The organism is Gordonia amicalis (assembly GCF_022059885.1).
Lineage (GTDB): Bacteria > Actinomycetota > Actinomycetes > Mycobacteriales > Mycobacteriaceae > Gordonia > Gordonia amicalis.
Genome location: NZ_CP091855.1, coordinates 3064970 through 3076218 on the forward strand (window position 1 = coordinate 3064970; position 11249 = coordinate 3076218).

11 protein-coding genes are annotated in these 11249 nt (G+C 64.1%); 4 read left to right on the plus strand and 7 right to left on the minus strand.

Annotated elements, in window-relative coordinates:
* Nucleotides 1-18: 18 nt before the first annotated feature.
* The 3 genes from IHQ52_RS14050 (at nt 19) to IHQ52_RS14060 (ending at nt 2505) form a co-directional block, all read left to right on the plus strand.
* On the plus strand, nt 19-588 hold the full coding sequence (locus tag IHQ52_RS14050) for a DUF488 domain-containing protein (protein WP_051349549.1): 570 nt from the start codon (nt 19-21) through the stop codon (nt 586-588).
* A gap of 215 nt (nt 589-803) precedes the next feature.
* Complete coding sequence (locus tag IHQ52_RS14055) at nt 804-1211, plus strand: MaoC/PaaZ C-terminal domain-containing protein (protein ID WP_157753398.1); 408 nt, start codon at nt 804-806, stop codon at nt 1209-1211.
* Nucleotides 1212-2043: 832 nt separating this feature from the next.
* Entirely contained in the window at nt 2044-2505 is a 462-nt protein-coding gene (locus IHQ52_RS14060) for a hypothetical protein (RefSeq protein ID WP_024497551.1), read from the plus strand.
* Between the two features lie 241 nt (nt 2506-2746).
* Here IHQ52_RS14060 and IHQ52_RS14065 read toward each other — a convergent pair whose 3' ends face one another.
* The 4 genes from IHQ52_RS14065 to IHQ52_RS14080 form a co-directional block, all read right to left on the minus strand.
* Complete coding sequence (locus IHQ52_RS14065) at nt 2747-3553, minus strand: hypothetical protein (RefSeq protein WP_238063597.1); 807 nt, start codon at nt 3551-3553, stop codon at nt 2747-2749.
* A gap of 49 nt (nt 3554-3602) precedes the next feature.
* Complete coding sequence (gene istB, locus IHQ52_RS14070; RefSeq protein ID WP_024498619.1) at nt 3603-4463, minus strand: IS21-like element helper ATPase IstB; 861 nt, start codon at nt 4461-4463, stop codon at nt 3603-3605.
* A complete protein-coding gene (locus tag IHQ52_RS14075) occupies nt 4460-5806 on the minus strand; it encodes a Mu transposase domain-containing protein (RefSeq protein WP_024498618.1) in 1347 nt (448 codons plus the stop codon). The genes istB and IHQ52_RS14075 overlap by 4 nt, the downstream gene beginning before the upstream one ends.
* 95 nt (nt 5807-5901) lie before the next feature.
* Nucleotides 5902-6237, minus strand: coding sequence for a hypothetical protein (locus IHQ52_RS14080; RefSeq protein ID WP_238063599.1), 336 nt, complete (start codon nt 6235-6237; stop codon nt 5902-5904).
* 935 nt (nt 6238-7172) lie between these two features.
* Here IHQ52_RS14080 and IHQ52_RS14085 point away from each other — a divergent pair.
* Nucleotides 7173-7700: a hypothetical protein gene (locus IHQ52_RS14085; protein WP_157753397.1), complete on the plus strand. Its 528-nt coding sequence runs from the start codon at nt 7173-7175 to the stop codon at nt 7698-7700.
* On the opposite strand, the gene IHQ52_RS14090 is transcribed toward IHQ52_RS14085, so the two are convergent.
* The 3 genes from IHQ52_RS14090 to IHQ52_RS14100 form a co-directional block, all read right to left on the minus strand.
* Entirely contained in the window at nt 7642-8961 is a 1320-nt protein-coding gene (locus tag IHQ52_RS14090) for an IS256 family transposase (protein WP_006438912.1), read from the minus strand. The genes IHQ52_RS14085 and IHQ52_RS14090 overlap by 59 nt on opposite strands.
* Before the next feature lie 506 nt (nt 8962-9467).
* Nucleotides 9468-10043, minus strand: a complete 576-nt coding sequence (locus tag IHQ52_RS14095; RefSeq protein WP_232512987.1) for a cytochrome P450 — start codon at nt 10041-10043, stop codon at nt 9468-9470.
* A 249-nt stretch (nt 10044-10292) separates the two neighbouring features.
* Nucleotides 10293-11183, minus strand: coding sequence for a hypothetical protein (locus tag IHQ52_RS14100; RefSeq protein ID WP_232512986.1), 891 nt, complete (start codon nt 11181-11183; stop codon nt 10293-10295).
* Nucleotides 11184-11249: the final 66 nt, after the last annotated feature.

An 11249-nucleotide genomic window follows, 5' to 3' on the forward strand; every position in this document is an offset into this window, starting at 1 on the left:
TCTACCTACGATGGGGAGATGCCGCGAAGTGGGCGATCAGCGCAGACGATCCGGAGCGAGCCGTTCTTCACCATCGGTCACTCCACTCGGACCCTTGCCGAGTTCATCGATCTGCTCGCCGCGAGCAGCATTCAGGTGGTTGCCGACGTCCGGAGGCTCCCCGGCTCGACTCGATACCCGCAATTCGACCAGGACGCGCTCACGGGGAGCCTGGACGAATCGGGGATCGGGTATTGGCACGCTGAAGGACTCACCGGGCGGCGTCCGGTGAGTCAGGACGTGCCGGTCGATGTCAACGGGTGGTGGGAGAACCGCAGCTTCCACAACTATGCCGACCATGCATTGTCCGACGAGTTCGCAGATGCACTCACCGGACTGCGCGGGAGGGGGCAGGACTCGCGCGTGGCGCTGATGTGCTCGGAGGCGGTGTGGTGGCGGTGTCACCGGCGGATCATCGCCGACCATCTGCTCGCCCGCGGCGAGGACGTGTGGCACATTCTCGGCGCCGGCCATGTCGATGCCGCGCATCTGAGTGCCGGCGCGGTCGTCGGCCCGCAGAATCAGGTCACCTATCCCGCCGCGACCTGAGTCGGAACTGTCGGTCGTGGACAGTGCGTCAGATCAGCCCGGCCCGGTTGGACTCCGCCCGGTTTGCTGACCCCTCGTAATCTAGCTACTTTAGATTTATGACTCCAGCGTCGCCCGGGTCGGGACTGTCGGACCCTCACGCCTCAGGCGAGATGACCAGGCTGTATGCCGAGGACCTGTCAGCGGGGGAGGTCTTCGAGTTGGGCACGGCGAGCGTGACCGAAGTCGAGATCATCGACTTCGCGAGCCAGTACGATCCGCTGCCGATTCATGTCAGCCGGGAAGTGGCGGCGAACGGGCCGTTCGGCGGCATCATCGGAAGCGCGGCGCATTCTCTGGCGCTCTACTCCGGTCTGGCTTCGCGCATGTTCGTTCCTCGGCTGGCCCTGGTGGCCGGCAAGGGCATCGAACGCATGCGTCTGCCCAATCCGCTTCGCCCGGACGTCATTCACACGGCCAGCATCACGATCCTCGGAGTTTCTCCGCGTTTCCGCGGTGACGCACCGACCACAGACCGCGCAGATCTGCGCTGCGCTGGACAGCTCGTCGACGCCGATGGCCGGGTCGTGCTGACGATGGAGCCACTACAGGTCATCCGGTATCGGACGGTTCAGCACCGCTGACGGCGGACGCGTGGCGAGTGGCAACTCCGGTGCAACCTGACCACGAGCGTATGTCATCGCCTGGTGGTGGCAGGCTCCCTGGCCGAGGCGCCGGCTTCGTCGTAGTGCAGCAGGGAGGATTCCGGTCACCGGTCTTGGGCGATCCGTGGTGCGCTCCGTTCACCAGCGATGGCTGCTCTTCAGGAAACGCTGAAGGCGATGGGGGCTAGGCGTCTTCCCGTCCGAGCCGAAGTAGGCGGTCTCGAGAGCTCGCTGTGCGCTGACGACGCCGGGTTTGACGTGCCGTTCGGTCGCGCGTGAACTGGCGCTGGCGTACCGGAATCAGTTGGCGCTGTTGCTGGAGGTTCCGTAGTCGGAGGACTGGGACAGGTGATGCGCAGATAAAGTTGGCAGTACTCGACTTGGCATGAGGTAGAATATCAACGAATTATGTTGTGCGGCTTGACATTTAGTTACCAGTGACAAAACGATATATGAATCACACCTGGCGGTGTGCGCCTCTAGCGATCGACACGCGAACGCCTACCGGCGATTCGCCCACCGCATCCCTGACGCGGCCGACGGGACTGGGCAGACGCCCGCCGCTCACCTTGGCCGATTGACACCCTCGACGGCGCGTCCGGTCCTCGCACTTATCTTTCACCGGAAAGAACTGACACGGCCCTTGTGCGTGCCAACGAAACACTGGACGGGCTTCAAACCCGTTGCCACGAGAGGCTAGTGCGATATTGGACCTCTCGAAATGGTGACGTGCCGATAGGATCAGCTGCGTCCGTAGACTCGCCCCAAGTTGGAGCCCCAGCACACGCTGGTGCAAGGAGTGCAACCAGCAGTGCAGCCCGCAACCCCCGCCGAACACCAGCTGTTGACCGCCGCCCATACCGGCGACCGATGCGATTTGCCTACCGACACCGAACGCAAAGGGTCCTGGAAACCGACCGTCGAGGATGCCGTCGGCTGGACCGACGACCGCGTCGTGCGCGCCGTTTACCTGCGTCACCTGCTCGTTGACGAGAAGCTACCCATCCGCCTGATCGGCGCCCGCATCGACGGCGACCTCGACCTCGAAGGTGGTCGATCCATCACCCTTAGTCTGCCGCAGTCCGTCCTAACCGGGACCGCCGGGGGTTCGGCGGGGCGACGTTCACCGGGGACACATGGTTCGGCGGGGCGACGTTCACCGGCGGATCGCGCGACGGTGGGACCGACGACGAAGACGTCGCCGCCGCGGATGGCCCACAGGCCAGGTTCGGCGACGGGCCGACAATCGGCCTCCAATGTGGCGGCGATGTAGGTGATGTCGCGTTCGGTAGCGATGCAGCCCACACACCGGTGGACTGAGATTCACCGCTGAGATCTTCGGTTGTTCTCCACTGACGGCAAGGTGCGACCGTACGTCGGGCGTGTGGAACGCAATTCTTGCCCGGTACGTGCCAAAGATGGCCGGCGCGCCCAGCAGAAGGACCTCGGCACCATCGTGGAGACCCTGCGGCCCAGGCTGCAGTTATCGGCCGCCTACATGCTTCCGACACTGCTTATCCGGCACGGTATTCGATCATTGCTTCGTGTGCGAGAACATCACCCGCGTCAGCGATCTCAAGACCGTCCTCCGAGATGGTGTAGGTGACTGACCCGTTGGTGACTACCCACCCTATGTAGTTGGCCTGCACATTCCAATACTCGCTAGGGGCCTGGTCGCTCAGCCTGACACCGCGATAGTAGTAGCTGTAATCGTTCTGAACACAGATCACTAACTGCGACTGAGCCGTCCGAGCCGTCGCCGCAGGTTCGTCGTCGGCATCACAGCGGGCGTGGGAGTTCCGAAAGCCAAGTTCGTCCATGTCCGCAAACTGCTGAGGAGAGTTTCGGGCGATAGACGTCGAACGCGGCTGCAAAGCGCTCGGTCCACCCGTTGAGGTGGTCGGCTGAGGGTTCTGCCGCTGGTGGGCGCTGGCTTGTGGGCAGACGTAGGTTGGGTAGCTGTAGAAGGGGAAATAGCTGGCGGGGGATTCGTATCCGGTTGGAGGAGAGTTGTGCTGACTCGGCATGACCCAGATGTCTGTCGAAAACGCGTCGCCCTTCGGAATGCCGAAGTAACCCGACAAGTCAGCGGTGAGAGTAAAGGTGTGGCCCTCAAAGGCCCAATCGTCGACCGGAAGATAGCGCGATTCGCCGTCCAAGCCGTCTATTTGCCAGCCAGTCCATCCGGGGTCGTAATTGTCCGAGTGGAAATAGATGGGCGGTGGGTACTTCGCGTCGAAACCCCGCGGGTACAAAAAGATCGTGAACTCCCATGCCCCGGGCTGAGGAATCCGCTGATCACCGTAACTGACGGGGCTCAAGAAACTTCCCCAGGTGTGCTCACTGAAATTCCCCACCCGTGGGCGGCTCCTACTGTAGCGTCCGTCGGGTTGGTGCGGTGGCGGTGCGCTGGTTTTGGGTGCGGGCGTGGTGGTCGCGTAGCCGGTAGGAATCGCCGTCGAGTTTGAGCACGACGGAGCGGTGTAGCAGTCGGTCGAGCATGGCGGCGGCGACGGTGGTGTCGCCGAGGACTTCACCCCATTCGGCGACTGACCGGTTGGTGGTGATCACGATGCTTGTCTTCAAATATCGTTGTGCCACAACTTGAAACAGCGCTGACGCGGCTTCGGCCGGTAGCGGCAGGTATCCGAGTTCGTCGATCACCAGCAGGGTGGGACCGGCGAAGAATCGCATGCAGGTGGCCCAGCGGCCCTCGATGGCGGCTTTGTGGCAGCGGGCGGCCAGATCCGCGGCGGTGGTCACATACGTGCGGTAGCCGGCGTGCACCGCGGCATGCGCCAGCCCGACGGCGAGGTGGGTTTTGCCGGTGCCGGGCGGTCCGATGAGCAGCACGTTGGTGGCCGATTCGAGGTAGGCGCAAGTGCCCAGTTCGCGGATCAATGCTCGGTCGACTCCGGGGGCGGCGTCGTAGTCAAACCCGTCCAGGGTGGCGGGGGTGGGCAGGCAGGCGAACCGCAGCCGCCCGGCCAGGCGGCGGGCCTCGGTGGCATCGACCTCGATGCCGAGGAGGTGCTCGAGGGTGTAGGTCATCGTCCACTCCTGCTCGGCGGCGGTCTGCAGCACCTGCGGTAGGGCTTGCGCGGCGGAGTCGAGTTTGAGTGCGGCGAGATGCCCACGTAGCTGCTGATACACCGAGACCGCCGATTGTGACTGCGGTGCATCACTGTTCGGATTGGAGGTGGTGGTGGTTTCGTCGGTCTTGTTGGTCATGGGAGTTGGGTCCTGTTCTGTGCGGCGCGTTCGTACACGCTCAGATCGATCACCGACGCCTCGGTCGGTGTGGCGGGGTGGGCGGTTGCGCGGCGCAGCGCTTCTGCAGCTTGTCGGGCGGTCTGGCCGGGTGGGATGCGTTCCTTGCGGCGATGCGGTCGGCGACTCGATGAGGCGCCGGCCTGGGCCAGGGTGTCCAAGGCGACGACATGGCCGTGGTCACGCACTTGGGCTCCCGAGCCGGCAGTGGCCAGGCGGTGGCGGGCGATCACGATGCCCGAGTCGGTGGCGATGTCGATATGCCCGTCACCGAGACGCTCACTGACGTGCACGTCGCTCATCGCCAACTCCGGGGGCACCGAGTACTGGTTGCCCTTCCATGCCACCAGCGCCTGGCGAGACACTTTCCGCACCTCGGTGACCGTCGTCGGGTACGGAGCTGCTGGCGGGGCGCTCAGGGGTTCGCGTTTGGCGATGGTGGCCACGTTCGAGCGCCCATCTTTGGTTCGGCGCACCCGAACATCCGAGCGGGTCCGGCAGAACGTGTCGCAACTGGTCTGGGCTTGCTCGACGGTCAGCTCGTCAGGAAGTGTGCGCCACCAGCGTTGCGCGGCAATGTGATTGGACTTCTCCACCACACCCTTGCGGTTCCCGCGCCGGGGTGGGCACACGGCCACCGAGACGCCGTAATGCTTGGCGACGCCGGCGAACTCGGCGGTCAACGCGCCGGTTGCCGGGTGACACACCGTGGCCATCCGGTCGAACCGCCACGACTTGGTGACCCCACCCAAGCGGCGGGTGATGCGGTCGATACCGGCGATCACCTGCGGGCGGGTCATATCCGGTGCCAGATAGCCACGCCACCGCCCCGAATGCGACAGTGACCCGACCAGCAGGAATGCGGTCGAACCCCAACCCCACTGCGCTGGAGGATTCGGCAACTCCACCCAATCCCATTGTGTCTCTTCACCCGGCGGGTGTTCGATGATCGCATTCGCCCGTTCGGTGACCTGCGCGCAGTCCGCACACTTCGGTCGCAGACCGCGAGTCCGGATCTGGCGGGTCAGGGTCTGATACGACTGGGTGTAGCCGAGGTCCTCGAGTTCATCGCACAACGTGCGTGACCACAGATGCGGGTCCTCGTCGAGTCGGGCCCGGACATAGTCGAGGTAGGGGTCGAACGGATCAACCGCCGGCCTCTTGCGCTGGCCCGGGGTGCGCTCACCGTTGAGGTAGGCCCGGATCGTCTTTCTATCGTGGCCGGTGTGGCGGGCGATCGCCGAGATCGTCCACCCCCGGTTGTGCAGTGCATGTACTTCCACATCGTTCTCCCGTGTCAACATGAAAGCGGGCCTCCCGAGGTTGCTGGTGAGTGGTCAGAGACCATCAGCATCACGGGAGGCCCGCCTACTCTGGCGGAGCCACACGGGTGGGGAATTCAGATGAGCATCACTGGGGAATTTCGATGAGCGCCGTCATAACCGGGGATTAAGACCTGCGGCACCGGCTCCGGTGTCCCGGCAAAGGTGACCGTGAGGCGCACTGTCGAGTCGCCCAGGTCCTCGATGAACACCTCCTCGGCTTGTACGGACTGGGCGGGCACACCGGAAACGTAACTGGGGTCGCCCCGAAAAAGTTCGTCGGCTGTAGGAGACACCGCGCAGGACTGGCTGCGCGGGAAACCTGTCCAAGCGGTGTCGGACGTAGGCCGTGTCTGGGCGTAGAGCACCACCGCTGCCACGACGACGAGAGCGACAGTTGCGATCGCTGCCACAATGAGAAGGCGTCGGCGGCTTAACAGCGAGTTTTTAGGCCCGTCTCGGACCCCGCTCTGCTTCGGCGATTCGCCGTCGGGCGACCGCTCGGCCGAGGGCTCCCGCGGAGGTATAGACATCTTGGGAACTCCAACTCATCCGGCTTCCGAACTTGCCTGTTAAGTCCCTATCCGCAAACTCTGCCTCACCGTTACCCTGCGTCGAACACGTCGGGAGACGACGTGTCCCACGACTGTTTGTCGAGAACTCTTGGAGCGACACGCGACACTGTTACCGTGCGGAAATGGCACCACCCGCTGAACTGTTCGCTGGAATCGACCCCATCCCTGGCCGCGACTGGGCCCTTGGTCAACGACTTCGTTTCGACCCCGTGTACGTGAGGTCCAAGCGTCCGGATGACTGGATGTCAGCTGGTCGCCAACTAGGTGATTGCTGAGCAGGTAGAGCAGGTGCGTGCGGAGACCGCAGCACTGGGAACGGCTGCTGAGTCAGGATCAGAGTGAAGGCGTCTCTGTGCCTGTCGTCGGATCGCGATACCGAAAATCCTCGACCCGGACGGGCGGTTGCGGCGACCGGCCGGGATGGCACTGGACGCGTGGCTCGGACACGTTCTTGCAACTCATGGCGTTGGATCGGGATCTCACTGAGCAAGCCGGCGTTCCCGCGCCACAATTACATCGCTGCGACGCGCTCATGTGGACGGGGTAACCCTGTCCGCGATGAACTTGCGGGGCTGTGTGTTCGCCGACGCCACCCGCAGAACGCTCCCGCGACCACGGACCCGGGCTGTAATCCCGGAACGGATCGCGCGAGGGCTAACTCGCGTAACACTGCTCGTCGACGTGCCTATTCACTTAGTGACGCCACCCGAATCGCGTCGGGGACTGAGTGACCTTCAAGACGGGCGAGGCCACGCTACAAGTGGAGAACTCGCATGACCGCTTTCGAAGAACGTCACGGTTTCATGATTCAGCCCAACCCCGAGTACCGGCCCAAGCCCGGGCAGAAGTCGCCGACTCCTGACGACGACGAACGCAAACGGTTCCGCATAGGGCTCGCTGTCGTCAGCATCGCAGTCCTCGCGGTTATTGGAGCCAGCGTGATCATCGTCAACCTGGCTTCCGACGACCGGCCCGACGAGTCCTCCTCGCTGGTCATGGGGCCGGGATACACAGACGACGAACTGGCATACCTCGCTGCAGTGCGACGACAACTCGCGTACGAAGTAGATTCAGCACTTTTGGTCGGCCTCGGCCACATATCCGCGGAATACTTGGACCAGGGATACAGCATGAACTACGCCATTGGCAGCCTCCACTCCGCGGCGGTCCGAGAGGGCAAAGCCCACATCATCGACCGGAGGGCTTGCGGAGAAATTGTCAAGACCTGTGGATCGGGGTGTTTCAGGCGACCTCCGTTCCGGTGCGCTCGTCACCGTTTGAAGGCGGTTGCGGTGGGGTGATGTCGGTGGGCCGTTCGAGCAGTTTGCCTTTGTGGAAGACCGCGCCGGCACGGACCAGGGCGACCAGATGCGGGGCGTTGACGGCCCGCCAGCGGGCTTGTGCGGCGTCTATCAGCTTGTAGGCCATGGCAATCCCGGCCGCGCGTGATCCAGGCCCCTTGGTGACCTTGGTCCGAAGTCGCACCGTGGCGAAAGTGCTTTCGATCGGGTTGGTCGTGCGCAGGTGAATCCAATGCTCGGCCGGGTACTTGTAGAACTCAAGCAGGGTGTCAAGGTCGTCGGTGATCTTGGCGACGGCCTTGGGGTATTTGGCGCCGAAGTCGACCTCGAATGCCTTGACCGCGACCTGTGCCTTGTCGATGTCCTCGGCGTTGTAGATATCCTTGATCGCCGCCAACGCCGACGGATGTGCCGACTTAGGCAGTGCGGCAAGGACATTGGCCTGCTTGTGAAACCAGCACCGCTGCTCACGGGTCGCTGGGAACACTTCGCGGACCGCCTTCCAGAACCCGAGGGCGCCATCGCCCACGGCCAGCACCGGGGCAGTCATCCCGCGGCGTTTGCAGTCGCGTAGCAGGTCGGCCCACGACTCGGTGGACTCCCGATACCCGTCGGTGATCGCCACCAGCTCCTTGCGGCCATCAGTACGCACGCCAATCATCACCAGCAGGCACAGTTTGGTCTGCTCCAGGCGCACCTTGAGGTGGATGCCGTCGACCCACAGGTAGACGTAGTCGGTACCGGACAGATCACGGCGCCCGAACGCCGCGGCTTCGTCCTGCCACTGCGCGGTCAGCCGGGTGATCGTCGAGGCCGACAACCCCGCACCCGAGCCGAGGAACTGCTCCAACGCCGCAGTGAAGTCGCCGCTGGACAGCCCATGCAGGTACAGCAGCGGCAACACCTCACTCATCTGCGGAGACTTACGTGCCCACGCCGGCAGGATCGCCGAGGAAAACCGCTGCCGCACACCGGTATCGGGGTCCACGCGGCGGTCGTTGACCCGCGGCGCCTTCACCTTGACCGCGCCGGCCGCGGTCAGCACCTCACGCGGCTGGTGGTAGCCGTTGCGGACCACCAACCGATGGCCGTCCTCATCGAGCTGGTCGGCGAACTGGGCCACGTAGGCGGCGACCTCGGCTTTGAGTGCTGCAGCCAGCATCTGCCGGGCGCCGTCGCGGACGATCTCGTCCAATAACGACCGACCGGCACCGCCGGTGCTTTCAGTGGCCTCGGTGGCATCGTGAACTACGGTGAGCATGGGCGTACCTTCCCGAACCAGCGCGCCAACGCCGGCTCATGATCGGACCTTCGGATATTCAGATCATCCTCGGGAAGGTGCGCCCACTTTCAACGCCCCCTCACCGAGGGTCATCCACAGGTTCTGATCATTGCTCGGGCTTGCGCGGTTATCGTCCGAGCTGCGTACTACCACCTCAGTTATACCGGCCCCTAGACACGTCTGCGGGTGGCGACTGGCCGCGAGCAGGGATGGCCTGTTGCCGGTAGATCGGGCAGCCGCAGAAGGTGCCGCAGGGGAAGCTCCAGGTGGGGTGGGTGTGTACTCCCCAGGGGTGTTCGCATTCGCAGTCGGGGAAGAACTGTCGGTCCCAGCGGTCGCAGACTCGCTTCCGGCTCCGATGCGCTCGCCGGAGACCAGCAGTTCTGCCCGGTTGAAGAGAGCTGCCACCCCGCGTAGGTCCCCGGCATCCAACCGCTCCGCGTAGCTGGTGAGGAGAGCCGTGATAGGCGCGATCGGAGGCAACATCAGGTGCCGAGCCGGACAGGTAGTCGTCGCAGGCGGCGGACAAGCAGACTGCGCTCCCAGTCGGGATCTGTTGTGTCGACGACGAATCCGTTGGGCGCCTTGTCGAGTAAATGGTTGATCGCGACCCTTCCCTTGAGCCGGGCGAGAGCCGCGCCCACGCACAGGTGCAGTCCCTTGCCGAACGCCATATGCGAGCGGCGTGCGGTCGGGGTTAGGTCGATCTCCTCGGGTCGATCGAAGTTCTCCGGGTCGCGGTTCGCCGCGCCCCACATCAGGTAGAGGTGCGATCCGGCCGGCAAATCAACGTCGCCGAGGACGGTGTCCGCGACGACATGTCGGTAATGTCCACGAAACGGCGACTCCAGCCGTAGTACCTCCTCGATGAACGGAGAGACGAGGTCGCGATCGCCGCAGAGCTCGTCGATGATGTGCGGATTCCGGCCGAGTAGATACACAGCGCTGCCCAGCAGGCTCACCGTGGACTCCGCGCCCGCAGCCACGAGTTGCAGGCTGATCATGACCGCGGTGTCGCGGTCGAGGGCCCCGGTGGGGACCAGACGCGCCAGGTCTCCCATCACGTTCTCGCCGGTTGGTGCGCTGCGCCGTCAAACGCAGTCGATAGATAGACGTTCGCCCACCGCCTCCGCGGCGGTCTCGAGCTGGGCCTGCGTCACGACTCCGTCGAGCAGAACGGTCGCCGCAAACGACCACCGGACCAGATCGTCGATGTCATAGGTGGAAAACCGAGCAGCTCGGCGACTACCGCCATCGGCAGGCGTTGCGCAACAGTCGTCACCCAGTTGATCTCGCTGTCCTGGACACCGTCATCCCACAAACGGTCCAGGGTGCGGTCGACGAAGGGTTCGATGGCACGGACGCGTTGGGCCACCAACGACGGCATGACCATGACCATCGCGCGGTGCTGCTTGTGAAGGGGTCGTCCGCGGTGGCCAGCACGTGGATCGGAGACCCAGATCGGCGATCGGGTACTCCTCGACGGTTCCGTCGTCCTTCCACACCATGGTGGAGGTGAGATTCGAGGAGAAGTCTTCAGGCCGGGCGACCGCCTCGGCGATCACGTCCCACCCGGTCACGAGAAAAAACGATGAGCCGGCGATTCGGCTGACCGGTTGTGAGCGGGTCAGACTGGCGAGGGTGGGATACGGATCGTCGAGATTAAGCACGTTACAAGGGTGAATGCCACCCAGGCACCAGGCGTGGTCGGCGGGCCATACGAAGGCCGGCGGGTCGTGAAGTAGCGCAGGCGTCTTGGGTGTCCACGGCTCCTCCCACTCGTTGATGTCGGAAAGTGTGCCGGCGTAGAGGTGGTAGTCGCGGTTCGGGATAAGCATCCGAGGCCCTCCCGGTAGGGGAGGAACGCCACCTGAGTAGCCGGCCCAAATCGCGAAGTAGCAGTCGTCGGAGCTGCGCGTCGCCGCTGCCAGGGCTCTGCACGTCCTGGCGATGATGGCGTGCTCGTCGCCCGCATAGACGGCCTGCGTGAAGTCTTCGGTCGGATAGCGCTGGTGCCTGTGGACTGGATCTGGAACAAAACGGACACGCGCATCCTCCTCGAACTCAGGAGGCCCGAACAGCACAAGCGACTTCCACGCGTCGCGAATTCGGGTGATCCAGTCCGCTGGCGAGACGTCGGACAGAAACGCAGCACGAGACGACCATGCGCCAAAGGCGCTGCGGCCATCGTTTTCGACCAAGGGGGTGCTTGGGCGGCAGCGTGAGGTAGGGGTTGGCTTAGGCCAGCCCGTTGCGCAGCTGATGTA

Excerpts from the sequence above, each read along its gene's own strand:
- IHQ52_RS14090 (WP_006438912.1), bottom strand. The coding sequence starts at position 8,961 with ATGCTCACCGTAGTTCACGATGCCACCGAGGCCACTGAAAGCACCGGC.
- IHQ52_RS14095 (WP_232512987.1), bottom strand. The coding sequence starts at position 10,043 with ATGGGAGACCTGGCGCGTCTGGTCCCCACCGGGGCCCTCGACCGCGAC.
- IHQ52_RS14075 (WP_024498618.1), bottom strand. The coding sequence starts at position 5,806 with ATGTTGACACGGGAGAACGATGTGGAAGTACATGCACTGCACAACCGG.
- IHQ52_RS14085 (WP_157753397.1), top strand. The coding sequence starts at position 7,173 with ATGACCGCTTTCGAAGAACGTCACGGTTTCATGATTCAGCCCAACCCC.
- IHQ52_RS14050 (WP_051349549.1), top strand. The coding sequence starts at position 19 with ATGCCGCGAAGTGGGCGATCAGCGCAGACGATCCGGAGCGAGCCGTTC.
- istB (WP_024498619.1), bottom strand. The coding sequence starts at position 4,463 with ATGACCAACAAGACCGACGAAACCACCACCACCTCCAATCCGAACAGT.